This window comes from Mesorhizobium sp. ES1-1 (assembly GCF_020164785.1).
Classification (GTDB): Bacteria; Pseudomonadota; Alphaproteobacteria; order Rhizobiales; family Rhizobiaceae; genus Mesorhizobium.
In genome coordinates, this window is record NZ_JAIUGX010000007.1 from 224,648 (window position 1) to 247,652 (window position 23,005).

Genomic DNA, 23,005 nt, shown 5'->3' on the forward strand with positions numbered 1-23,005 from the left:
TAGAACAGCCAGCCATGCGCGCGGAAACGCAGAACATTGTCGACGAGATCAGGCAGGCGATCACCCTGCTGAGGAGGCATCTTTGACTGGGATCAGGCCATAAAGCGGCTTGAATACCTGAACGTGCGCGCCGAGGACGCCAGCCTCTGGAACGAGCCCCTGGAGGCGCAGAAGCTGATGCGCGAGCGGCAGGGTCTCGAGGATGGGATCGCCTCGGTGAAGCGCCTGACACAGGCGCTTGAAGACAATATCGGGCTGATCGAACTCGGCGAGGAAGAGCGCGACGAGGGCGTCATCGCCGAGGCGGAGGCCGCGCTCCGTTCGATGCAGGGCGAAGCCAAGGCGCGCCAGGTTGAGACCTTGCTTTCGGGCGAGGCCGACTCCAACGACACCTATCTCGAAGTGCATGCCGGCGCCGGCGGCACTGAAAGCCAGGACTGGGCCTCGATGTTGCTGCGCATGTATACGCGCTGGGCCGAGCGCCGCCGCTTCAAGGTCGAAGTGCTGGAAATGCATGACGGCGAAGAAGCCGGCATCAAGTCCGCCACGCTGTTGATCAAGGGCCACAATGCCTATGGCTGGCTAAAGACGGAATCGGGCGTGCATCGCCTGGTGCGCATCTCGCCCTATGACAGCAATGCCCGCCGCCACACCTCCTTTGCCAGCGTCTGGGTCTATCCGGTGATCGATGACACGATCGAGATCGATGTTTCGGAATCGGATGTCCGCATCGACACCTATCGGTCGTCGGGCTCGGGCGGGCAGCACGTCAACACAACCGATTCGGCGGTGCGCATCACCCATCTCGCCACCGGCATCGCGGTCGCCTGCCAGGCCGAGCGGTCGCAGCATAAGAACAAGGCCAAGGCGTGGGAGATGCTGCGCTCGCGCCTTTACGAGGAAGAGCTGAAGAAGCGCGAAGCGGTGGCAAACGCCACCGAAGCGTCGAAGAGCGATATTGGCTGGGGCCACCAGATCCGCTCCTACGTGCTGCAGCCCTATCAGCTGGTGAAGGACCTTCGCACAGGCGTTGAGAGCACGAGCCCGTCGAGCGTGCTGGATGGCGACCTGGACGATTTCATGGAAGCTTCGCTGTCGCAGCGCATCGAGGGTGGCGCCGGCGAGGTGGTCGCCGACCTGGATTAAGCCCAGACATCGTCGTTTCAAGCAAACGGCGAATTGCTCTATCAGCTTGTGTCTACTGAACTCTCCGGGGAAAGCGCCATGCGCTTTCCCCGGAGCCGTTTCACAAGCGCCTTGATCTAGGCGTGGCGGATTTCCGTTCCGAGCACCTTCAGGCATTCGCGGATGAAGGCGGCAAGCGCTGTCCAGCCCTTTGCCGAAACCATCGTACCGTCGACATAAGCATCGGTGGGTGACAGGTCGATATAGGTGCCGCCCGCCAGCGTCACTTCCGGCTCGCAGGCCGCCAGTGCGGCGACCTTCTTGCCCCGCACGACACCGTCAACGGCAATCAGGATCTGGACGCCGTGGCAGATCGTGAAGATCGGCTTCTTGGCTTCATGGAAATGGCGAACGATCGCCTGCACGCGCTTGTCGGTGCGGATGTATTCGGGGCCGCGGCCGCCCGCGCAGTACACGGCGTGATACTGGTCGAGCTGCCGCTCAGCTTCGGAGAAAGTCTTATTGATAAGCGCGTAGTGGCCCATCTTTTCAGTATAGGTCTGGTCGCCTTCGAAATCGTGCAGCGAAGTCTTGATCACGTCGCCGGCATTCTTGTCGGGGCAAACCACGTGAATTGTGTGGCCTACGGCTTCCATCGCTTGCTGGTAGACGAAGATCTCGTACTCTTCGGTGAATTCGCCGGTGAGCATCAGTATTTTCTTGCCTGGCATGGTCGCTTCCTCTCTTGAGTGATGCGCGGGACGCAGTTCCAGCGTCCCGCATTGGCTTCTTGAAATCAGAACGGGGAGTCGGGGAAATAGTATTCCTTGGCGTTTTCCTGGGTGATCAGCGGCGCGTCAAGTTTGACGGTGCCACGCACCGGCGCCTGGCCAACCAGATTGGCGACGGTCATGTAGATCGCGGTCTTGATCATCGCCGGAGGGTAGGGGGTCTCGATCGGCGTCATCGCATCGCCGTCGATCACCTTCTTGACGATATCTTTCATGCCGTTGCCGCCAAGGGCCAGCTTGATATCTGTCCGGCCCGATTGCTTGACCGCTTCCAGCACGCCGAGCAGCATGTCGTCGTCATTGGCCCACACCGCATCGATATGTGGATATTTGGCCAGATAGTCCTGCATCAGTTTGAACGCTTCATCGCTGTTCCAGTGCGCGTACTGAATGTCCAGCACCTTCAGGCCTGTACCCTTGATCGTATCCTGGAACCCCTTGATGCGCTCGTCGTCGATAACGGTCGGGATGCCGCGTAGAACGACCAGGTCGCCCTTGCCACCAAGCTTGTCGATCATAAACTTCGCCGTATTGGCGCCCACGGCGATGTTGTCACCCGCAAGATAGAGATCCTGGACCGAGGCGTCGGTGAGGCCCCGGTCGACGACGGTGATGAAGGTTCCCGCACCCTTGATGGTCTTCACTGGCTGGGTCAGTTCTTCCGAACTGTAGGGCAGGATGACCAGCGCATCCAGTTTGCGGCTGGCGGACAGGTCCTCGAGGGCGCTCACCTGCTCGGCGGCCGACGGAGACGTCTTGACGACGACTTCCACGCCCGGAAACGCCGCGTTGATTTCCTTGGCAGCCTGTTGCGCATGATAAACGACGCCCGCGGTCCAGCCGTGGTCGGCCGCCGGTATCGAAACCGCGACCACTTTCTTGTCTTGGGCCATGACCTGGCCGGCAAGCAGCAGCGAGCCGAGTGCCGCCGCGGCGATCCATTTTGTACCGAACATTAACTTCTCCCAGTGGACCTGCAAAAACTTGACCCCGCGTGGTCCGAAAGCGGGGCTATTTCGAATTGGAAAACCGCTGGATCAGCATGGCGATGATGATGATCACGCCTTGTACGGCGGCAACCAGATATTCGGAGACGAAGTCCGACAGCACCATGAGGTTGGCGATCAGCTCCAGGATCACCGCACCGGCCACGGTTCCCCAGACATGCCCCTTGCCGCCACGCAACGCCGTGCCGCCGATCACCACTGCGGTGATCACCTGCAACTCCCAAAGCTGTCCGGTGGTCGGCGTTGCGGCACCCAGCCGAGGCACATAGCAGATGGCCGCGATCGCGACGCAGACCCCCTGAACGATGTAGGCGATGGTGCGCGTCTTGATCACGGAGATTCCGGAATAGCGCGCGACATCCTCATTGGCGCCGACAGCCGCGCATTTGCGACCATATTTCATCTTGTAGAGGATGAAGGATGCGACGGCGGCGACCGCCACCGAGATCAGGATCGGAATGGGGATGCCCGCTACCGTGCCGAAATAGACCGGCCGGTAGGCTTCACGCAGCGAGCGGTCGATTGGTATCGTGCCGCCGTCGGTCAGGTAGGTGATCAAAGCGCGGAAAATTCCCATCGTACCGAGCGTGGCGATGAAAGGTTCGATGCGGCCGACAGTGACGATGAGGCCATTGGCGAGCCCGCACGCCATTCCCACCACGATCGCTACCGCCATGCCGGCGGGGATGGCCCAGATGCCAGCGTGCGGCGCCACCGCGTTCATGAACATGATGGTGATGCCGGTGATGAAGGCGGCCATCGAGCCCACGGAAAGATCGAGCCCGCCCGACGAGATGACGAAAGTCGCGCCGACCGCGATAATGGCGATGAAGGCGCTGCGGGTGATGACATTGGCGAGGTTGGTGGCGGACAGGAAGTCCTGGTTGATCATGAAGCCGACAACCAAAAGCGCTGCCAGCGCAAGGAAGGGTCCGATATCGGTCCAACTGATGTTGAACTCGCGTTCGCGCCGTGTCGGCGCCGATCCGGTGATCGCGGTCATTTTGTCTCTCCCTCGGCAACCAGCATCGGCTTCGCGCCACTGGTCGCCAGCAATGCGACATTGCTTTCGGTCATCGTTTCGCCGGAAACCTCGCCGGTCACTCGCCCCTCGCGCATCACCAGGATGCGATCGCAGATGCCGATCAGTTCCTGCATCTCCGAAGAGATGACGATGCAGGCCTTCCCCTTGGCGACGAGGCCCTGGATGAAGGCGTAGATCTGCGCCTTGTTGGCGATGTCGATGCCGCGCGTAGGCTCGTCGATGATGACCACCGAAGGATCGGTCAGCAGCACCTTGGCCAACAGCAGCTTCTGCTGGTTGCCGCCTGACAACTGGCCGGCCTTGGCGCCAAGCGACTTCAGCCTGATGTCATACGTCCCGACGGCCACTTCCAACGCCGCAGCCTCGCGGCGTCTCCCCATGGCTAGGCCGGGATGGAATGCGCCGAGCGCGGAAAGCGTCAGGTTCGGGGCAAGTCGTTCATGCAGCAGCAGTCCCTTACCCTTGCGATCCTCTGTCAGGTAGCCGATGCCGGCATCGATGGCGGCGCGCTGCGAATGGAAGTGGACCGTCTTGCCCTCGAGTTCGACCGTCGCGGTCGCAGGGCGCAGACCGACGATGCCTTCGAACAGTTCGGTGCGCCCGGCGCCGATCATGCCGGCAAAGCCGAGGATTTCGCCTTTGTGGACGGTGAAGGACACGTCCTTGGCATGGCCGGGGACGGTGGCGTTGCGCACGCTCAGCATGGGGACGCCGCAAGGCGCGGCGCTCTTTTGCGGGTAGAGCGCTGCCAGTTCGCGGCCGACCATCAGACGCGCCATGTCCATCTGGTTCAACGTCTTGCCGGGATAAGTGCCGACCATCTTGCCGTCGCGCAGCACCGTGACCTTGTCGGCGATCCGCTGCACCTCGTCCAGCCGGTGACTGATATAGAGCACCGCCGTCCCATGCGCCTTCAACTGCAGGACGATCTCCAGCAGCCGCTCGACCTCATCGCCGGTCAACACGGCGGTCGGTTCGTCGAAGATCACCACCCGGTAGTCGTCGAGCAGCGCGCGGGCGATCTGCACCATCTGCCTGTCGGCGAGGGAGATGTCGCGCACCAGCGCTGTCGGCGAGACCATACAGCCGATCTGTGCCAGTTTCTCCGCCGCCAGCCGCCGCATGGCGCGGTCGTCCACAACGGCCCCGTGCGAAAGCTCGCGTCCGAGAAACAGATTGTCGGCCACCGTCAACGCTTCGGCGAGCAGGATTTCCTGATGGACCAGCGCTATGCCGGCATTCTGCGCCTGGGCTGGCCGAATGAATTTCACCGGGACGCCGCCCATGGACAACGAGCCCCGCGTCGGTTCGACATAGCCTGAGAGCAGCCGCATCAAGGTGGACTTGCCGGCGCCGTTCTCGCCGATGATGGCGTGAATCTCGCCGGGCAGAATGTCGAGCTTGATGTCGGACAGTACGGTCACCGGGCCATACTGCTTCGACAGGTTTTCAGCATGCAGAACCGGTTCGGCGGCACCCGGCGCCTCGCCGAGTCGCAACGTGCTTCCTCCCTCTGCGACAATATTGGCGGCAAGCGACATCGGTTACGGCCTCAATCGAACGCCGGCAGCAGGCGATCGCGCGAGTGCTCGATGTGGACGCGCATGGCCCGCTCGGCGGCATCCGGGTCGGCTGAGCCGAACGCTGCCAGGATCGCCTCATGCTCGTCGAGGGCGTCCTCGGTCACGCGTGAATGGAACATCAGGCGAAAGATATGGAAGTGGGTGTGCTGGTGGCTCAATGTCTCGCGAATGAGCTGGTTCTCGGAGAACTCCATGATCTTGTCGTGGAAGATTGCGTCCTGCCTTGCGAAGTTCGAATAGCGCAGCCGATCGTCCTTGCCGCCGCGGCGCGACATGACGCCGGCCGCCTCGAGCAAGACGTTGAGCTTGGCCTCGTCCATGACGGCGGCAGCTTTCGCCGCGCCGTGCGGTTCGAGCAGAAGGCGCATCTCGTACAATTCGTCGAAACGGCGCCGCGTGATCTGCGGGGAGGCGCGATAACCAATCAGATGGGTCTTAAGCACCAGCCCTTCGCCTTCGAGGCGGCCGAGCGCCTCGCGGATGGGGGTGTGCGAGACATTGAACTCCTTGACGAGGCTGTCGACCGTGATGCGCGAACCGGGCGCGATCTTCAGTGCCATCAGTTGGGCGAAAATCGCCTCGTAGACGTCCTCGACCAGACTATTGGAACGCTGGATGCGGCCGGCGCCAGCGATCGTATCGGTCGTATCGGGTATGTTCGCAGTCTGCATCTTTTGCCTCTTGACAGAGAGGATGGCTAACACGATGCTCCGGTCGATGCAATCCTATATCCTATACGATTTTAAAGCGGATATGTTCTAGCGGTCGGGGCGAGCTTGAGACGGTGATTTTTCCGAGCCGAGTTCGCCTGGCCGTGCTCCACCCGCAACTGAAACAGCCGAAGCCAAAGGACGCTGATCATCATGAGCCTTTTCGCCGCCCTCCGGCTTCCGCGCGAAATCCTGTTCGGGAAGGGACAGCGCCATGTGCTGCCGACCGTAGCCGCCAGGCTGGGTAGGCGCGCGCTGGTCTGTACCGACGAACGTTTCGCCGGCACGGCGGTGTTCGCCGAGATGATCGAATCTCTGCGATCTGCAGCGATCGACGTGCTGGTGCACGACCGCGTTCTGCCTGATGTGCCGCGCGATACGGTCCGGATTTGCGTCGACGAAGCGGAAAGGTTCGGGCCTGAAATGGTCATCGGCATCGGTGGCGGCAGCTGCCTCGATTTCGCCAAATGCGCCACCTTGCTGCTTAGCCATGGCGGCAAGCTCGAGGAGTACTACGGTGAGTTCAAGGTGCCGGGCCCGACGCTGCCGCTCATCGCCGTGCCGACGACCGCCGGCACAGGATCCGAAGTTACGCCGGTAGCGGTGATCGCGGATCCGGATCGGACACTGAAGGTGGGCATATCCAGTCCCCATCTCATCGCCGCCGTCGCTCTGTGCGATCCCGAACTGACGATGACCTGTCCCCCCGGCCTGACCGCCATTGCGGGGGCCGACGCATTGACGCACGCGATCGAGGCGTTCACCGCTATGCGACGCGGCGAGGATCCAAATCTGCCGCAACAGCACGTGTTCATCGGCAAGACGGCGCTGACAGACCACTTCGCGCTGTTGGCCATCAAGCTGCTGGGCCGCAGCCTGGAGAAGGCCTGCGCGGACGGCGCTGACGCAGATGCCCGCGCCGACGTGATGATGGGCGCTCTGGCAGCGGGCTGCGCCTTCGGCACGGCTGGAACGGCGGCGGCGCATGCCGTGCAGTATCCCGCCGGCGCGCTGACCCACACTGCGCACGGGCTCGGGGTCGCAACGATGATGCCCTACGTCATGGCTTACAACAGCCGTGTGGCGTCAGCCGAAATTGCCGAGATAGGCACGGCGCTCGGCCTCGAGGCCGAGGGGCGGAGCGCCGAGGATATGGCGGCCGCGACGATCGAGGAAATCAGGCGCCTGTTCTCGGCGATCGGCATCACCCCGACACTGGCGGCTCTGGGCCTTCCCGCAGACAAGCTGGACTGGGCTGCCGAGCAGGCGCTCGGCATAGAGCGCCTGATCAAGAACAATCCGCGCCCGTTCGATCTCGCCGCCATGAGACGCCTGGTCCAGGCGGCCCATGACGGCGATCTCGCCGCCTGCGCCATGTGAACCCACGGAACGAGACAATGAACATTTCCCCAAACGCTCCGCGAATCGATCAGGACGGTTACGACGTGCGCGGCTTCTCCCACGGGCTTTACATCGGTGGCACATGGCGCCAGTCGTCGGATGGCCGCCTCATCGATGTCGTCGATCCGTCCTCCGGGGCGGTGATCGCGGCGGTTCCCAATGCAACGCTTGAGGACGCAAGCGATGCCGTCGAGGCCGCCGCCAAGGCGGCCAAGGGTTGGCGAGAGACAGCCCCTCGCAAGCGCTCGGAAATCCTCAGGCGTTGTTTCGAACTCATGGTGGAACGGTCGGAAACCCTGGCCATGCTGATCTCGCTGGAGAACGGCAAGGCGCTGCGCGACGCGCGCGGCGAGGTGGCCTACGCCGCCGAGTTCTTCCGCTGGAACGCCGAGGAGGCCGTACGCATCACAGGCGAGTTCGGCACCGCGCCCTCAGGCACCAATCGCATCGTGGTCGACTATGAGCCGATCGGCATCTGCGTGCTGATCACGCCGTGGAATTTCCCAGCCGCCATGGCGACACGCAAGATCGCCCCGGCGCTGGCGGCCGGCTGCACGGTTATCCTGAAGCCGGCGAGCGAGACCCCACTGACGGCTTATGCCTTGGCCGCACTCTACAGCGACGCAGGCGTTCCGGCCGGCGTGGTCAACGTGCTCACCACGACCAATCCCGGCCCAATGACATCGGCGATGCTGGCCGACCCGCGGGTCCGCAAGCTTTCCTTCACCGGTTCGACCGGCGTGGGGCGCACCTTGCTCGGTGAGGCGGCGAAGCACGTGATCTCCTGTTCGATGGAACTCGGCGGCAATGCGCCTTTCCTGGTCTTCGACGATGCTGATCTGGATGTCGCTCTCGACGGGGCCATGATCGCCAAGATGCGTAATGCCGGCGAGGCCTGCACCGCCGCCAACCGCCTCTATGTGCAGTCGGGCATCCATGACGCCTTTGCCGAGGGGCTGAGAAAGCGCATGGCTGCGCTCAAGGTGGGCATCGGCACGAATGCCGCCACCGAATGCGGACCCATGATCACCAGGAAAGCCGTCGACAAGATCGACCGCCTTGTCAAGGACGCGGTGGGCCGCGGAGCCAAAGTGCTGTGCGGCGGTTCGGTTCCGGAAGGAGACGGCTTCTTCTATCCGCCGACGGTGTTGACCGAGGTGTCGCCCGAAGCGGAGATGGCGCATGAGGAGATCTTCGGGCCAGTGGCCCCCATCACCCGGTTCGAGACCGAGGCGGAGGCCATAGCGCGCGCCAATGACACCGAGTACGGCCTTGCAGCCTATATCTATACACGCGATGTCGGGCGCGGGATGCGGGTGGCCTCCGGCATCGAGGCCGGCATGATCGGCCTGAATCGCGGGCTGATGTCCGATCCGGCAGCACCATTCGGCGGCGTCAAGCAGAGCGGCCTTGGCCGGGAGGGGGGTCAGCATCACGGCATCGCGGAGTTCATGGAGGCGAAATACATCGCCGTCACGTTCTAAGACGGCTTCCATGGCGAACGATCCATTTCGCATTCGCGACTATGTCCCCGATTTCGATCACATCGTGGCCGACATAGTCGCTCGCAGTGCGGCGACGCGCGCGACGCTGCCCATGGTGGCCGATATCGGCTATGGCTCTCACCTGACGGAGCGGCTCGACCTGTTCTTTCCGAAGGACCGGAGCCGCAACCTGCCGGTGCACATGTTTATCCATGGCGGCTATTGGCGCATGTTTTCGAAAAGCGACTATTCCTATGTCGCCGATACGGTGACGAGTTCGGGCGCCATCGCGGTCATCATTGACTATGCGCTGATGCCGTCGGTGCGAATGGCCACGATCGTCGATCAGGTGCGGCGTGCCAAACAATGGGTCTTGGATAACATTTCGACCTATGGCGGCGACCCTGACTGTTTCACCATCAGCGGACATTCTGCCGGTGCTCATCTTGCAACGATGCTGTTCGACGAAGCAGGTGCGCCATCGAAAGTCCGGGCGGCGCTGCTGCTTGGCGGTCTCTACGACTTGGAGCCTCTCCAGAATTCGTTTCTCGCTGCCGAGATCTCAATCACCGACCAGGAAGTCGCGGCGTTTTCGCCGCTGACGCATGAGTTCGACAGGGATGTTCACGTCAGCATCCTGGTGGGAGGAGAGGAAACTCCGCCTTTCCATCTCCAGGCACAGGCCCTTGCGGCTCGCCTGGAAACTCAGGGCCTGGTCGTAGAGCGAATAGCGCTGCCGGGCAGTAATCACATGAGCAGTGTCCGCGACCTCGGCGTGGCGGGCACGAGGGAAGCAAGCCTGCTGATGAGAGTCGTTGGCGGCATCGCCGCGCGCTGATCGCGCCTTTTCCGGCTGGACGGAGCCGTGGACGTCTAGCGGAGCGTCGGAAATTGCCGCCGGGAAAAGCCGCGGTTCGTCCTTTTCCCGTTCCGTTTTTCGCCGCATTTCATGGTACAAGTCGCCGCAAGGGCTGATTTGGCGCCACTTTATAAGGCGTGATTTGGAGAGGGACCGACCTATGAAGAAGACCGTGCTCGTCGTCGTGGCGACGGCTTTGCTGGTGAGCGCCTGCACCACCACCGATCCGTATACTGGTGACCAGAAGATTTCCAACACTGCGGCCGGCGCCGGCCTTGGCGCGCTGGCTGGTGCAAGCCTTGGCCTGCTTGCCGGCGGCAATGACCGCCGCAACGCCCTGATCGGCGCTGGCATCGGCGCGCTGGCCGGCGGCGCCATCGGCGCCACAATGGACCAGAACGAGGCCGAACTGCGTCGCCAGCTCGAAGGCACCGGCGTGAGTGTCACCCGCAGCGGCGACCAGATCATCCTCAACATGCCGTCCGACATCACCTTCAACACGGATCAGGATGCGGTGAAGCCCGGCTTCTATCGGGTGCTGAATTCGGTCGCGCTGGTGCTGAAGAAATTCAAGCAGACAACGGTCGACGTCTTCGGCCACACCGATTCGACCGGCGGCGATCAACACAATTTCGACTTGTCGCAGCGTCGCGCCTTGGCGGTGGCCAACTATCTCTCCGGTCAGGGCGTCGATCAGCGCCGCTTTGCCGTTACCGGTTTCGGCGAGACGCGGCCGATCGCATCCAATGCAACGGCGGAAGGCCGCGCCCAGAACCGGCGCGTCGAGATCCAGCTGTCGCCGCTTACCTGAACAAGGCGGAATTGAAAAAGAAAACGGCCCTGCGACGGGCCGTTTTTGTTTGAAGCGCCGCCGTCATTGGCGGATCGAACTTCCAGGATCAGACCTTGGCGACGATCCGCATGAAGGCCGGCATGTCGTCACCAAAGCCGACGGTGGAGTCGTTGTCTTCCTGATGGCGCTGGTGGCGGGCAGGGCGGCTGTTATCACGTTGCGGGCGCGTATCGCCCCGCTCTGGCGCGCGCGGTTCGTTGCGATCGGATGACTTGCGCTCGACGTTTTCCGAGCGGATGGCGTCCTTCCGTGCGCGCCGTTCGCTGGTCTCCGCGGTTGCTTGCTCGGCCGCCACGGGCTGTTCGACCTGCGCCACGGCAGCCGGAGCATCCGCATCGGCGCTCCTTGGCTGGCGTTCGCGCGGCTTGCGCTCGCCCCTGTCCTTGCGATCGTCGTCCTTGCGTCCGGCGCGGCGGGGCGCACCCTTGCCACGGCGCGGAGCATCGTCCTCGCCGCCCTCGCTGGCAACCACGGTCGAAAGGTCGCCGTCATGCCACTCGATCTTGGTGCCGATCAGCCGCTCGATCGCGTCGATGTATTTTGTGTCCGACTTGGTGGCGATGGTGAAGGACTTGCCGGAACGACCAGCGCGGCCGGTGCGGCCGATGCGGTGGACATAGTCTTCCGCATGGATAGGCACGTCGTAGTTGAACACATGGCTGACATCGGGGATGTCCAGGCCACGCGCGGCGACGTCGGACGCGACCAGATAGCGAAGCTTGCCGTCACGAAAATTGGCCAGCATCTGCATGCGCGCGCGCTGGTCCATGTCGCCATGCAGCGCGCCGGCGTCGAAATCATATTTCAGCAGCGAGCGGAACAGCTCCGACACCTCGACCTTGCGGTTGCAAAAGATGATGGCGTTCTTCAACTCGGCGTCTTCAGCCTTCATCAGGTTGCGAAGAGTCTCGCGCTTGTCCCATGGCTTGGAGCCGGATTTGACCAGCCGCTGGATGATGTTGGTGGCGGCGGAGGCTGCCTTGGAAACCTCGACGCGCACCGGCGCATGAAGGAATTTCTCGGTGAGCTTGGTGATCTCGGGCGGCATGGTCGCCGAGAAGAACAGCGTCTGCCTGGTGAACGGGATCATTTCGCAGATGCGCTCGATGTCGGGGATGAAGCCCATGTCGAGCATCCGGTCCGCTTCGTCGATGACCAGGATCTCGACGCCGTTCAGCAGCAGCTTGCCGCGCTCACGATGGTCGAGCAGGCGGCCGGGTGTCGCGATCAGCACGTCGGCGCCGCGCTCAAGCTTCTTGTCCTGTTCGTCGAACGACACGCCGCCGATCAGGAGCACGATGTTGAGCTTATGGTTCTTGCCGTATTTGACGAAGTTTTCCTCGACCTGCGCCGCGAGTTCGCGCGTCGGCTCCAGAATGAGCGTGCGCGGCATGCGGGCGCGGGCCCGGCCTTTCTCCAGCCGTGTAAGCATGGGGAGCACGAACGAGGCCGTCTTGCCGGTGCCGGTCTGGGCGATACCCAGTACATCCTTGCCCAGCAAGGCATGCGGAATGGCACCAGCCTGGATCGGCGTCGGCATGGTGTAGCCGGCATCGGTGACTGCGGAAAGGACCTTCGGCGACAGGCCGAGGTCTGCGAAGGTCAACGCTTCTTGAGCGGTCGTGGTGTCTGAGGACAAGTGTTGCTGTCTTTGGCTGGTTCGGGGAAGCGCAACGGCGTCTGTCGCGGCAAGCGCCACGCGCCTGCAAGATTGATATTGCGATTAGGGGCAAGTCCGCGATTTGTCAACAGAAACGGGCGGAGACCGAACCGATTGCGCCGTTGTAAGCTTAATCGAGATGCTTAATCGTGCTTGGGACAGTACTGCCGGCTCAATAGCGGAACTGCTCGGCGAGAATGCGTTCGTTCCAAGAATGATTGGGATCGAACAGCAAAGTGGCCGTCGCCGTCGGTGATTCTCGCACCGTCACCGAGGTGACGGCTTTGACTTCGGTATGGTCGGCGGCAGCGTTCACAGGCCGCTTTTCCGACTCGAGGATATCGAAGCGCACCGTGGCCTTATTGGACAGCAGCGCGCCGCGCCAGCGGCGCGGACGGAACGGGCTAACGGGGGTCAGGGCGAGCAGCGGGGCATCGAGCGGCAGGATGGGGCCGTAAGCCGAAAGATTGTAGGCCGTGGATCCCGCCGGTGTTGCGATCATCACGCCGTCGCAGTTCAATTCGTCGAGCCGGACATGATCGTCGACGGTGATGCGGATCTTGGCCGTCTGATAGGATTGGCGCCAGAGTGCGACTTCATTGATCGCCAGCGCCGAAACCGTTTCGCCTTCCGACGTTACAGCCAACATCTCCAGCGGGCGGATCGTTTCTGCGACGGCCGACGCGATGCGCTCGGTGAGGCCGCCGGAACGATATTCATTCATCAGGAAGCCGATCGTGCCGCGGTTCATGCCGTAGACCTTCTTGCCGGTACCCATCGTGTCGCGCAGGGTCTGTAGCAGGAATCCGTCACCACCAAGCGCTACGACGATCTCCGCGTCCTCGATCGAGCACTGGCCGTAACGTGCTGAAAGGCTGTCCAGCGCTGCCTTGGCGTCAGCAGTGTCGGACGAAACGAATGCGATGCGGCTGGCGGCTGTGCTCATGGCTTTCCGATGACGACCGGTGGGCGATGGCCTGTTGCCGGGCCATTCGAGCGCCGGGGTAGCATGCGCCGGGCACGTCTGCAAAGAGAGACGCCCCGTGCTCGTATGAAGACGTGATGACGGCGTTGGCGCACTCGCGTTTCGTTGCGCCCCACAAGCGAAAGTGATGGTTAAGTCCAGGGTTAAACTCTCGTAAAGGCCGATCGATCATGTTAGCCGAAAATGGACGGGTGGCGTGGGGCCTAGCCAGTCGAGATCGTGCCATTGCCGGTGACGCGCCTGATCATCGTATTCCTGATGCTGGGAAGCTTCGCGCTTGTCTTTGCCGAACTGGTGCGCCGGTCCGAAGAGATGAGCTTCCGTTCCCAACCCACGGCGTCCCGCTGCGGTGATCCCACCGGAACGCCTTGCCCCCAAAGGTCGCTCTGAGCCGTCAGCACCGTTCGATTTTCGGGCATTCAGCCAGGGGACTTGCCTTGGCTGGCTCGTTGCGCTCGCGACCCTCCATGGCGTAGATGGGCGCCGGCGGAAAGGCATTGGACATCGGACACCGATGGCTCCTTGTCCGCTGTTTCTTGGGGACAAGGCCTTCGGCACATCAGCTGCCGGATGTCTTGAGGGGGAAGTCCATGGCGCGCAGTGTTTTGGTTTCGGGTGGGTGCGGTTTCCTTGGGTCGCATCTGGTCGACCGCCTGCTGCGGCGAGACGATGTTGAGAAATTGGTCGTCGTCGATAATCTGTGGACTGGAACGAAAGACAACACCGCGCACATCGTCGACCCACGCTTCAGCCTGCAGATCGTCGATGCGGAGAGTTTTTCGGCCAGCGACCGTTTCGACGAGATCATCCATCTGGCGTCGCCGGCTTCGCCAGTCTGGTACATGCGCGAGCCCACCCGCACCATCCGCGCCAACATAGGCGGCGCGCTCAATCTCCTGTCGTTGCTGAGGCCTGGCGGCCGTTTCTGCTTTACCTCGACGTCCGAAGTCTACGGCGATCCTCTGGTGTCCCCGCAGCCCGAAAACTACAGGGGATCGGTGGACTGCACGGGGCCGAGGTCCTCCTATGATGAAAGCAAGCGTTGCACCGAAGCATTGTTGTTCGAGCAGCAGCGGGTCGGCGATCTCGACGTCCGTGTCGTGCGCCTGTTCAACACCTATGGGCCGCGTACCCGCATCGACGACGGCCGCGCCGTTTCTAATTTTGTCAGCCAGGCGCTGACCACAGGCATCCTGACCGTCTACGGCGATGGCTCCCAGTCGCGCAGCTGGGGTTACGTCGACGACATTGTCGAGGGATTGGAGCGCTTCTTCTGGCGCGACAGCATCTCGCATCGCGGCCCGCTGAACATAGGCAACAACCACGAGGTGTCGGTGCTGGAAACCGCCAGGTTCATCAGCTCGCTCGTCCCGGGCAGCCGCATCGAGCATCATCCTCCAACGCCGCAAGACCCGACCAACCGGTGTCCTGACCTGACAATGGCAAGGCGTGTTCTGCCTGGCTGGGAAGCCAGGACCGGCTACCAGGATGGCATCGCGCGCACACTCGAATGGTTTCGCCGTCAGATCGCGTCGAAACAATAGAGCCGAAGCAGGCGGTGGCAGTTGGCGCAGCCGTTCAGGCCGCTGGTGACGTACGCTCCGGCCTGCCGGCGAAATGCGGTACGAAAACGGTTTCGAAGGCGTTGAGCGCTGCGCCGATCGCCTGATGCATGTCGAGATATCGGTATGTGCCCAGCCGCCCCCCGAGATGCAGGTCCTTCTCGTTGGCCGCCCGCTCGAGATAGCGGCGATAGGTGGCCTGATCGCCGCGCGTGTCGATGGGATAGTAGGGTTCGTCGACGCGGCGCGCGAAGCGGGAAAACTCGCGGCCGATCAGCGTCTTGTCGCTCTTGTGCAGACGCTCCGGATTGAAATGTCTGAACTCCACGATACGCGTGTATGGCACGTCTTCGTCCGCATAGTTCATGATCGCGGTGCCTTGATGATCGGGCGTGTCCATCACCTCGAACTCGATATCGATGGTCCGCCAGCCGAGCTCCCCCTCGCAATAGTCGAAATAGCGGTCGATAGGACCGGTGTAGACGACCGGAAGCCCCTTCGGCAGCGAAGCCTTGATGTCGAAGAAGTCGACATCAAGCCGTGTTTCGATGAGCTCGTGCGCCAGCATCCTCTTGAAGATTGCCGTATAGCCGTCCACCGGCTGTCCCTGGTAGCGATCGTTGAAATAGCCGTCCTCGAATGTATAGCGGACCGGCAGGCGCGCGATGATCTGAGCCGGCAATTCGCGCGGATCGGTCTGCCACTGCTTGGCGGTGTATCCCTTGATGAAGGCTTCGTAGAGCGGGCGGCCCACCAGGGAGATCGCCTTTTCCTCGAGATTGGCAGGCGCGCGGTCACCAAGCTCGGACGCATGGCTGGCGATCAGGGCGCGTGCCTCGTCCGGGCTCAGTCGTCGGCCGAAGAACTGGCAGATCGTGGCCATATTGATCGGTAGTGGATAGACCTTGTCGCGGAAGGTCGAGAACGCCCGGTGGCGATAGGCGGTGAAGCCGGTGAAGTTGTGGAGGTAGGTCCAAACCTCTTCATTGGGTGTGTGGAAGAGATGAGGCCCATAGCGGTGGATTTCGACCCCGGTGATCGGATCCTGCTCCGTATAGGCATTGCCGCCAATATGCTGGCGCCGGTCGATCACCAGCACGCGCCGACCAAGCTGGGTCGCGATCCGCTCTGCAAGCGTCGCGCCGTAGAATCCAGCGCCGACAATAAGGATGTCGGCTTTGGTCAGGAGGTTCATGTCCATTCGCGGCGCTGTCGGTTTCATGGATCGAGAATGACCGGGGAGAGGTCCACCGGCTTGGAAAATTGCCGGCGCAGAAGATGCCAGAGCCGTTTCTTCAGCCGATGCGCCTGACGAAAACTCTTACGGTCAATGAGATAGTCCGCCACCATGCGCAGGCCGATGATCGGCGGCGAGCGCCAATGCCTGCCTTTCCGGTCAACGGCCGCATAGGAAACCGGAAAGAACTCTTTGAAACCGTATTTCGACCCCAGTTGGCGCCCTTCGGATTCAGGTGTCCGGCCGGATTTGAGCATATTCGTTGCGAGGAAAATCCCGACTGGCCTGGTGTGGCGGACCGGCAAGGCATCGAAAACCGCGGATGTTCCGGCATTGTCTGATGAAAGCCTCGTCCACAAGGAATCGAGCCCAAAGCCGCTCATGGAAGTTTTGAACAATGGCAGCATCCTGGCCATGACATCCGCTCTCAGGCAGGGCGCCATGATCTCGATCCTGTCCACCAGGCGGAACTCGAAGCTCTTGCATCGCAGAAACGCCAGATGCGTAAAGTAGCTATCCAGCGTCAGCGCCGGCTGTCCGACATGCAGGCCAAGCCGGCGCATGCCGGCGAACAGGCCTTCGATCGTCGGCCGGTCGGCCTCGAGATCGTCGTCCGGTAACCAGACATATTGGTATTGCTTGAGCAAATCCGGCCGTTGCGTGATCAGGGCGTGGATGCCGTCCCATTTTCCACCATGGTGGTCGACCCGGTTTTCGAATGGCAACCGGAATGCCGACGGATCGCTTCCGTAATAGCTGACGATCAAATCGAATGCGCAACCGGCATCGCCGGCTCCCCACCCGCGATGCAGGGACCCGTCGCCAGCCCTCACGATCACCAGGTTTCGATGGGAGGCGCTCGTCAAAAGTCTGCTTCCATTCCAGCATGGTCCCTGAATTCATGGGCGTGGTGAGCGGTACACCAAAGCAAGATCAATGCGAAGGCAGCAATGCGACCTTGTGGCTGTTCGACATGGGCCTCACGTCACGCGCACTCAGGGCAGGGGACGAATCGGAATGAGCCTGCTACGGCTGTTGCTGGCGCCGCGGCACGACCAGGATTGCAATGGCGAATTTGCCGGCCAACACGGACTCCCGGTCGCACGCGCATCGAGGAATGACCTTGCCATGAAGCTGATCATTGTGACCCCCGCGGGCAGGGAAAGATATCTTCGCCTGCTCAGCCATCATGTTCTGAAATGCCCGGATGTGGATGAGTGGCATTTGTGGGACAATTGCCGCAATGAAGCGGACCGCGCCTATCTGCAGCATCTGGCTGCGGCCGATCCTCGTTGCAAGATAAAGACCCTTCCGCACGCCGATGGGACCTTCAACGTCATCGGTGATTTTTACCAGTTTTGCGACGATTCTGACGCTTTCTATCTGCGCCTCGACGATGATGTGATTTTCGTCGAGGACGGTTTCTTTCCGAAGTTCATGGCCAGGGTTATGGCGGAAAGAGGCTCCGCCCTCTGGTACGCCCCGCTGATCATCAACAACGCCATATGCAACTCGTTGATCAAGCAGCTCTCCAGGGTACGGGTGGATGGCCCGCTGACATGCCAGGCCTCGTGCCAATTTTCCTGGGCCCATGCGAGCTTTCCGCAGGCGCTTCACCCGGTCTTCGTCGAAGCCGTCCGCACCGGCCGGCTGGATGATTTCCGCGTGCCGGACCGCGACATCGGGCTGTCGCGTTTCTCGATAAACGCGCTCGGTTTCTTCGGATCGGACATTGTCGATCTTGGGGACGCATTTCACCCGATCGGTGACGAGGAGGAATGGCTGTCGGCGACCCTGCCAATGAAGCTCGGCCGGCCGGGCAAGATCTTTGGCGACCTGATCGTGGCGCATTTCAGCTTCTATACGCAGGAGCGCCAATTGCTGCGCACCAACATCCTGGACAGCTACTACCAACTCGCGGGCCTCGCTCCTCCGATTTACGAGAAGCATCCGATCCGCCTGAGGGACCGGCTAAAGCAATGGAGGAGAGGTCGACGGGCATCGAGACCGCCGCGCTATACCATCTCGTTGCCCACGGCCGTCTCGGATTGACCTATCCGGTTCTCTACCAATGGTTGGCGATCCCGCTATTGTTCAGCCTGGACACGCTCTGGATCTCGTCGATCATGGGGGTGCCCGTCAGTCAGCTGATTGTCGGAGAGGCCCTGGTAACCCTCCTGGTCTCGTTCATGGTGACCGGCCTCTGGGTCGCTTACGTGTACCGGTCTGTTCGGGTAAGGAACACCTTCACCGATGAAAACGCGTCGGTCCGGGCTGTGGCCGCCTCATAGGTAGCTCCGCTTCGCGATTGAGGGCTCAGTTTGCGAAGCAAATTGCCTGTCCGTATTCACGAGATGATGGCGCCTCCGCTGAAAATCGGGCAGAGATGCGCCAATGCCTGCCTCAAGCCGAAACTTTGTCCGACTGACAACCACCGCTCTCCTGATAGGGTTTGTGGCGCTCATGGCTATCGTCGCCACCAACTTCTGGCTGGGGCAGAGAGCTCAATCCTATTTCGACAATGCGATCGAGGCGCGCGACACGCGGATCGCGGCCGTTGAGCTGAGAAACGCGATGCAGACGGCAGAGGCGAGCGAGCGCGGCTTTGTGATCACCGGAAACGAGATCTATCTAGGCCCTTACCAAACCGCCAAGGCCCAGGCGCAGCGCCATCTCAAGGCGCTGCAGGCCTTGCTGACGACCTATCCCGATTCCGAATCCACCCTGCGCAGGCTCTCGGCGATCTTAATCACCAAATTCGACGAACTCGATCAAACAATAGCGCTCAAAAGAGACAACCGCGACGCGGAGATACTGGCGATATTCCGCACCAACAGGGGCAAGGCGCTGACCGACGAAGCGAATGTGTTCTTCTCGGGCATCATTGGAAGAGCGGATGACCGGCTGACGTCGGGCGTGGCCGAGCAACGCGCCAACAGCAGGTGGCTGCGGCTTGTTTCCGCCATCGGCGGGCTTGTGATCGTCGCCGTTGTTGCCGGTGCCGCCTATGGGGCCGCTCGCTACACCAGGGAATTGCGCGATACACGCGACCAGGTCAATGAACTCAACAGCGAGTTGGAGGAACGCGTCGCTGCCCGGACAGAGGATCTGGCAAAGGCGCGCGATCGCGCCGAGGTGCTCCTATCGGAGGTCAATCACAGAGTCGCCAACAGCCTCGCGCTTGTCTCGTCACTGGTAAACCTGCAGTCGAAGGCCGTTGCGGATTCTGCCGCGAAGGACGCTCTCGCCGAGACACACGATCGCATCCTCGCGATTTCGATGGTTCACAGGAGGCTGTACGGCTCCTCCGACGTTCGGTCAGTATCGATGAACGAATATCTTGCAGGTCTCCTCGACCACCTGCGCACGTCGTTGCGCGCCCAGGTCCAAGGCGTCAGCCTGACTTACCATATCGAGCCGATCGAACTTGAAACCGATACCAGCATAAGCCTTGGTGTGGTGGTCACCGAACTCGTCACCAACGCTTTCAAATATGCCTATCCCGGGGGCGTTGGAGAGGTACGGGTGGGGCTCGGCAGACTGGCGGACGACCAAGCCGAACTGGTGGTGGAAGACGACGGAATTGGAAGGACCGACGGCGCGCCCGCAAAGGGGACCGGCGTGGGCAGCAGGATCATCAATGCCATGTGCATGAACCTCGGCGCCCGGATCGACTATCGGCTCCTCCAGCCTGGAACGGCAGCTCATCTGGTATTTTCGACAAAACCACGACGCGCTGCCTCGGTACAGTAGACCGCGCGATCGCAAGATGAAAAACTGCCCGCGACGACACGATGGGTAGAGTGTTGTGATCGTCACGAAGGGAACGCCGGGGGGATAAGCTTGGTTGATCTGAAGACTGCTGCCGGCCGGCGGCCGAATTGGGCCGCGATAGTCGTCCTTGCCATCGCCTCGACAGCGGGAAGCGCCATGGCTGGCCCGCAGCCCGGCGGCGCCGGCATCACGCAGCCAACAGTGTTTCCAGTTTTCAATCCGAACGCACCCTCCTGCAATGCCCCAACCGATCTCTCCAAGGTGCTGGCTTATGTCCAGGAGAACGACCGCGAGTTCCTGCAAGGGGTGGGTCATGGCCTGTCCATGGCGGCGAAGGATCGCGGACTGGAGTATCGGCAGTTCCTGGTGCAGAACGATGTCGGCAAGGCGATCGTTGAGGTGCAGTCCCTCGTAGCCGAGAAGGTCGGCGCCATGGTTGCCACTTCTCCGGATCCAGCGGCGTTCGCTCCCGCTCTTCAAGGCGCGATCTGGTCCGGAGCATTCGTCGGCACTGTGGTGCCTCCGCCGGCGACTTTGCTTCTCAATGCTCCGCAATATCGGACCGGCAAGGTGCTGACCGATGCGGCGATCAACCATATCAACACCAGGCTGGGCGGAAAGGCGAAGGTCGTTCTGCTGACACAGGACACGATGGAGTTTCTGGCGCCCCGGTTCACGGCAATGCGCGATGGGCTGAATGCCTTGCCGGGCGTAACCATCGTTGCCGATATCGCGCCTAGGCCGGTTACCAAGCAAGGCGGCTTCGCCACGATGCAGACCATCCTTGTGGCCAACCCGGACGTGGACGTGGTGCTGGGCGGCGACGCTGTCGTGCTGGGTGCGCTCGAAGCGTTGCGGGCCGCGAAGAAGGACAGACCGGACCAATTTCTGGGCGGCATTGACGGCGAGCCGGAGGCAGTGGCTGAAATACGGAAGGGGAACAGTCCCTATAAGGCGAGTATCTCCCTGGCCTCACCGGTTTTCGGCTATGCAATGGGCCAGTTTGCGGCCGACTGGCTTGCCGGCAAGAGCATTCCCCAAGCGATGGACATCCTGCCCGTAGCCCTGACGAGCGCCAATCTGGCCCGTTACGAAGCTGATCTCGCTGACCCGGCTTCTGTCTATGCCGACGGGGCGCGCCGCAACGCCTATCTCAACATGTATGGGAACATTTGCTTCGACAGCCGCGACCAATATGTGAACTTCCCGTGGTCGTCCGAGCGGGAGTAGCCGCGAAGCATCCTCGCTTTACAGGCCCGTATAGTACGGGGCAGGGGTCAGGCAAACAACCAGAGGGCCAGCGATCCCACAGCTAAAAACAGCAGCGGCGCTACAGCCAGGATCATGCTTGCTGGGTCAGCGGATGGCTCTGGATAGGATGGCATCATAAAACCCAAATCGACAGGAGAAGCACACCGAAGGCGACAGGCAATGCGATGGCTAGGACGGTCTCGACTAATCTTAATTCGCGATCGTTAAACACTTGGGATGCTCGTCGAATTCAGATTTTAAATCTCCAGAACGCCCAACGGTTCCCCCGCCTGGGGTGGAAATCCAGGCGATGCATGCCGAAAGTTCAGCATGGTTGGCTGCAGGCCGCCCCCGGTTCACTGCGACCCTCGCCGAGTTGTTTGCTCGGGACCTTCCAGCCGCGAATATTCACAGGCCTGATGGAAGGGCGATTGCCGATGTCGCGGCTCGTGGGAAACTCGGACAGCATAGCATCGCGGCCGACAAAGCTCCGGACAATCAAGCTTGACGCGCCTAGGCACTCCACCCGGAGGTCAAGATGAGCGAGGCCTCGAACAGTTGGGCGCCGGTGTGGCTTCTCACCTTGACAGTGAGTTTGACAAGGTCGCGATCAGGCATCTCTTCATGCGCGACGTCATGTAGAATTCGCAGAGCTTCTGTTTTGGCGCGCTCTTTTGTCTCGAACAACTGCCCTTGTTCGTCCAGGACAGGCCCTTCGCTGTTATAAAAATCGAAAAAGTATCGGTCCATTGCGCGCTCGTCCGACGATGTAATTGAACAAATTTCCTCAAGGGACGATCGTTCCCCGTCCTGAACCGAAAGAACTGGTATTCCGCGCGAAAATAGAGCAGCTTCGCGAGCCGGGATGGCGCGAAGGATCATTTTCTGACGCGCCCCGTGGGAGGATCTGTATGCTGGAATCCTTATTTCTTCAGCTTAGACGGCACGACGTCCTGACCGACGCCGAGACGTCGATGTTGGCTGAGGCGATTACGACCGGGCGCGAGTTCGATACCGGGCAGGATCTGGTTTCGATAGGCTCGCGGCCAGCCTACAGCACCCTGCTGGTCGAGGGGTTCGCGGCGCGATACAAGGTTCTGGAAAACGGCGGCCGGCAGTTCACCTCGCTCCAGGTTCCGGGGGATTTCGTCGATCTCCACGCCTTCTTGCTCAAGACGATGGACCACGGAATCGTTGCATTGACGCCATGTCGCGTGATGCTTGCCGACCACAACCGCCTGCGAAGGATCACGGAAGAAGCCCCGCATTTGACTCGGATACTGTGGCTAGACACCCTTGTCGACGGAGCAATCCATCGAGAATGGATCGTTGCCATGGGGCGCCGCTCCAAAACCTCTCACCTAGCCCACCTGTTTTGTGAACTCTTCGTCCGGCTGGAGACCGTGAAGCTCACCGAGGGCAATACTTTCCATCTCCCTTTGACGCAGGCAGAACTCGCCGATGTGATGGGTCTGTCGGTCGTTCATATGAACAGGGTCATCGGCGCGTTGAGAAAGTCCGGCGCGGTCAATTGGTCGGGGCAGAAAGTGACCATTCTCGATTGGGAACGATTGCAAGCTGCTGCCGAATTCGACCCCACATACCTCAGCCTGAACAACGAGCCGAGGTAACCGCGGTTCGGCACCCGACAAGGCTTGTCGACAGGCAGTCGGGTTAG

21 protein-coding genes are annotated in these 23,005 nt (G+C 61.5%); 11 read left to right on the forward strand and 10 right to left on the reverse strand.

The genetic code is table 11. The features are described from left to right. Positions 1–14 precede the first annotated feature (14 nt). Positions 15–1,146 (forward strand): peptide chain release factor 2 gene (gene prfB, locus LB513_RS14415; RefSeq protein WP_224664176.1). Its coding sequence is split into 2 segments (ribosomal slippage): positions 15–80 and positions 82–1,146, totalling 1,131 coding nucleotides; the frame shifts between segments, so codons are not numbered across the junction. A gap of 116 nt (positions 1,147–1,262) precedes the next feature. Here the strand turns inward: prfB and LB513_RS14420 are convergent. From LB513_RS14420 to LB513_RS14440, 5 genes are all read right to left on the reverse strand, one after another. Next, a complete protein-coding gene (locus tag LB513_RS14420) occupies positions 1,263–1,856 on the reverse strand; it encodes a DJ-1/PfpI family protein (protein ID WP_224664177.1) in 594 nt (197 codons plus the stop codon). 65 nt (positions 1,857–1,921) lie between these two features. After that, positions 1,922–2,872: a substrate-binding domain-containing protein gene (locus LB513_RS14425; RefSeq protein ID WP_224664178.1), complete on the reverse strand. Its 951-nt coding sequence runs from the start codon at positions 2,870–2,872 to the stop codon at positions 1,922–1,924. A 55-nt stretch (positions 2,873–2,927) separates the two neighbouring features. Next, positions 2,928–3,926, reverse strand: a complete 999-nt coding sequence (locus LB513_RS14430; protein WP_224664179.1) for an ABC transporter permease — start codon at positions 3,924–3,926, stop codon at positions 2,928–2,930. Then, positions 3,923–5,509, reverse strand: coding sequence for a sugar ABC transporter ATP-binding protein (locus LB513_RS14435; RefSeq protein ID WP_224664180.1), 1,587 nt, complete (start codon positions 5,507–5,509; stop codon positions 3,923–3,925). The genes LB513_RS14430 and LB513_RS14435 overlap by 4 nt, the downstream gene beginning before the upstream one ends. Positions 5,510–5,520: 11 nt before the next feature. Continuing rightward, complete coding sequence (locus LB513_RS14440) at positions 5,521–6,222, reverse strand: GntR family transcriptional regulator (RefSeq protein WP_224664181.1); 702 nt, start codon at positions 6,220–6,222, stop codon at positions 5,521–5,523. 192 nt (positions 6,223–6,414) lie between these two features. Here LB513_RS14440 and LB513_RS14445 point away from each other — a divergent pair, with 192 nt between their 5' ends. The 4 genes from LB513_RS14445 (at position 6,415) to LB513_RS14460 (ending at position 10,816) form a co-directional block, all read left to right on the forward strand. After that, the gene (locus tag LB513_RS14445) at positions 6,415–7,641 is read left to right on the forward strand and encodes an iron-containing alcohol dehydrogenase (RefSeq protein ID WP_224664182.1); all 1,227 of its coding nucleotides are present in this window, start codon (positions 6,415–6,417) and stop codon (positions 7,639–7,641) included. 17 nt (positions 7,642–7,658) lie between these two features. Then, positions 7,659–9,146 (forward strand): NAD-dependent succinate-semialdehyde dehydrogenase, encoded by a 1,488-nt coding sequence (locus tag LB513_RS14450; RefSeq protein WP_224664183.1) that lies wholly within the window; start codon positions 7,659–7,661, stop codon positions 9,144–9,146. 10 nt (positions 9,147–9,156) lie between these two features. Next, positions 9,157–9,984, forward strand: coding sequence for an alpha/beta hydrolase (locus LB513_RS14455; protein ID WP_224664184.1), 828 nt, complete (start codon positions 9,157–9,159; stop codon positions 9,982–9,984). Positions 9,985–10,165: 181 nt separating this feature from the next. After that, the gene (locus LB513_RS14460; RefSeq protein ID WP_224664185.1) at positions 10,166–10,816 is read left to right on the forward strand and encodes an OmpA family protein; all 651 of its coding nucleotides are present in this window, start codon (positions 10,166–10,168) and stop codon (positions 10,814–10,816) included. 88 nt (positions 10,817–10,904) lie between these two features. On the opposite strand, the gene LB513_RS14465 is transcribed toward LB513_RS14460, so the two are convergent. Continuing rightward, entirely contained in the window at positions 10,905–12,497 is a 1,593-nt protein-coding gene (locus LB513_RS14465) for a DEAD/DEAH box helicase (protein WP_224664186.1), read from the reverse strand. Between the two features lie 193 nt (positions 12,498–12,690). Beyond that, positions 12,691–13,464, reverse strand: a complete 774-nt coding sequence (locus tag LB513_RS14470) for an NAD kinase (RefSeq protein ID WP_224664187.1) — start codon at positions 13,462–13,464, stop codon at positions 12,691–12,693. Between the two features lie 629 nt (positions 13,465–14,093). Between LB513_RS14470 and LB513_RS14475 the strand changes: the two genes are divergently transcribed. Further along, positions 14,094–15,047 carry an NAD-dependent epimerase/dehydratase family protein gene (locus LB513_RS14475; RefSeq protein ID WP_224664188.1) on the forward strand — a complete coding sequence of 318 codons (954 nt, stop codon included), beginning with the start codon at positions 14,094–14,096 and terminating at the stop codon, positions 15,045–15,047. A 34-nt stretch (positions 15,048–15,081) separates the two neighbouring features. On the opposite strand, the gene glf is transcribed toward LB513_RS14475, so the two are convergent. Next, positions 15,082–16,260, reverse strand: coding sequence for a UDP-galactopyranose mutase (gene glf, locus LB513_RS14480; protein WP_224664189.1), 1,179 nt, complete (start codon positions 16,258–16,260; stop codon positions 15,082–15,084). Positions 16,261–16,283: 23 nt separating this feature from the next. Continuing rightward, positions 16,284–17,168 (reverse strand): hypothetical protein, encoded by an 885-nt coding sequence (locus LB513_RS14485; protein ID WP_224664190.1) that lies wholly within the window; start codon positions 17,166–17,168, stop codon positions 16,284–16,286. 169 nt (positions 17,169–17,337) lie between these two features. Between LB513_RS14485 and LB513_RS14490 the strand changes: the two genes are divergently transcribed. The 4 genes from LB513_RS14490 to LB513_RS14505 all read left to right on the forward strand — a co-directional run bounded on the left by LB513_RS14490 (position 17,338) and on the right by LB513_RS14505 (position 21,306). Beyond that, the gene (locus tag LB513_RS14490) at positions 17,338–18,354 is read left to right on the forward strand and encodes a hypothetical protein (RefSeq protein ID WP_224664191.1); all 1,017 of its coding nucleotides are present in this window, start codon (positions 17,338–17,340) and stop codon (positions 18,352–18,354) included. Then, positions 18,351–18,593: a hypothetical protein gene (locus LB513_RS14495; protein WP_224664192.1), complete on the forward strand. Its 243-nt coding sequence runs from the start codon at positions 18,351–18,353 to the stop codon at positions 18,591–18,593. The genes LB513_RS14490 and LB513_RS14495 overlap by 4 nt, the downstream gene beginning before the upstream one ends. Positions 18,594–18,765: 172 nt before the next feature. Then, the gene (locus LB513_RS14500; RefSeq protein WP_224664193.1) at positions 18,766–20,055 is read left to right on the forward strand and encodes a sensor histidine kinase; all 1,290 of its coding nucleotides are present in this window, start codon (positions 18,766–18,768) and stop codon (positions 20,053–20,055) included. Positions 20,056–20,145: 90 nt separating this feature from the next. After that, positions 20,146–21,306 carry a sugar ABC transporter substrate-binding protein gene (locus tag LB513_RS14505; RefSeq protein WP_224664194.1) on the forward strand — a complete coding sequence of 387 codons (1,161 nt, stop codon included), beginning with the start codon at positions 20,146–20,148 and terminating at the stop codon, positions 21,304–21,306. A 534-nt stretch (positions 21,307–21,840) separates the two neighbouring features. On the opposite strand, the gene LB513_RS14510 is transcribed toward LB513_RS14505, so the two are convergent. Further along, positions 21,841–22,209: a DUF6894 family protein gene (locus LB513_RS14510; protein ID WP_224664195.1), complete on the reverse strand. Its 369-nt coding sequence runs from the start codon at positions 22,207–22,209 to the stop codon at positions 21,841–21,843. A 29-nt stretch (positions 22,210–22,238) separates the two neighbouring features. On the opposite strand from LB513_RS14510, the gene LB513_RS14515 reads away from it, so the two are divergent. Continuing rightward, complete coding sequence (locus tag LB513_RS14515; protein WP_224664196.1) at positions 22,239–22,958, forward strand: Crp/Fnr family transcriptional regulator; 720 nt, start codon at positions 22,239–22,241, stop codon at positions 22,956–22,958. Positions 22,959–23,005: the final 47 nt, after the last annotated feature.

Excerpts from the sequence above, each read along its gene's own strand:
- LB513_RS14420 (WP_224664177.1), bottom strand. The coding sequence starts at position 1,856 with ATGCCAGGCAAGAAAATACTGATGCTCACCGGCGAATTCACCGAAGAG.
- LB513_RS14425 (WP_224664178.1), bottom strand. The coding sequence starts at position 2,872 with ATGTTCGGTACAAAATGGATCGCCGCGGCGGCACTCGGCTCGCTGCTG.
- LB513_RS14430 (WP_224664179.1), bottom strand. The coding sequence starts at position 3,926 with ATGACCGCGATCACCGGATCGGCGCCGACACGGCGCGAACGCGAGTTC.
- LB513_RS14435 (WP_224664180.1), bottom strand. The coding sequence starts at position 5,509 with ATGTCGCTTGCCGCCAATATTGTCGCAGAGGGAGGAAGCACGTTGCGA.
- LB513_RS14440 (WP_224664181.1), bottom strand. The coding sequence starts at position 6,222 with ATGCAGACTGCGAACATACCCGATACGACCGATACGATCGCTGGCGCC.
- LB513_RS14445 (WP_224664182.1), top strand. The coding sequence starts at position 6,415 with ATGAGCCTTTTCGCCGCCCTCCGGCTTCCGCGCGAAATCCTGTTCGGG.
- LB513_RS14450 (WP_224664183.1), top strand. The coding sequence starts at position 7,659 with ATGAACATTTCCCCAAACGCTCCGCGAATCGATCAGGACGGTTACGAC.
- LB513_RS14455 (WP_224664184.1), top strand. The coding sequence starts at position 9,157 with ATGGCGAACGATCCATTTCGCATTCGCGACTATGTCCCCGATTTCGAT.
- LB513_RS14460 (WP_224664185.1), top strand. The coding sequence starts at position 10,166 with ATGAAGAAGACCGTGCTCGTCGTCGTGGCGACGGCTTTGCTGGTGAGC.
- LB513_RS14470 (WP_224664187.1), bottom strand. The coding sequence starts at position 13,464 with ATGAGCACAGCCGCCAGCCGCATCGCATTCGTTTCGTCCGACACTGCT.
- LB513_RS14475 (WP_224664188.1), top strand. The coding sequence starts at position 14,094 with ATGGCGCGCAGTGTTTTGGTTTCGGGTGGGTGCGGTTTCCTTGGGTCG.
- glf (WP_224664189.1), bottom strand. The coding sequence starts at position 16,260 with ATGAACCTCCTGACCAAAGCCGACATCCTTATTGTCGGCGCTGGATTC.
- LB513_RS14500 (WP_224664193.1), top strand. The coding sequence starts at position 18,766 with ATGGCTATCGTCGCCACCAACTTCTGGCTGGGGCAGAGAGCTCAATCC.
- LB513_RS14510 (WP_224664195.1), bottom strand. The coding sequence starts at position 22,209 with ATGATCCTTCGCGCCATCCCGGCTCGCGAAGCTGCTCTATTTTCGCGC.
- LB513_RS14515 (WP_224664196.1), top strand. The coding sequence starts at position 22,239 with ATGCTGGAATCCTTATTTCTTCAGCTTAGACGGCACGACGTCCTGACC.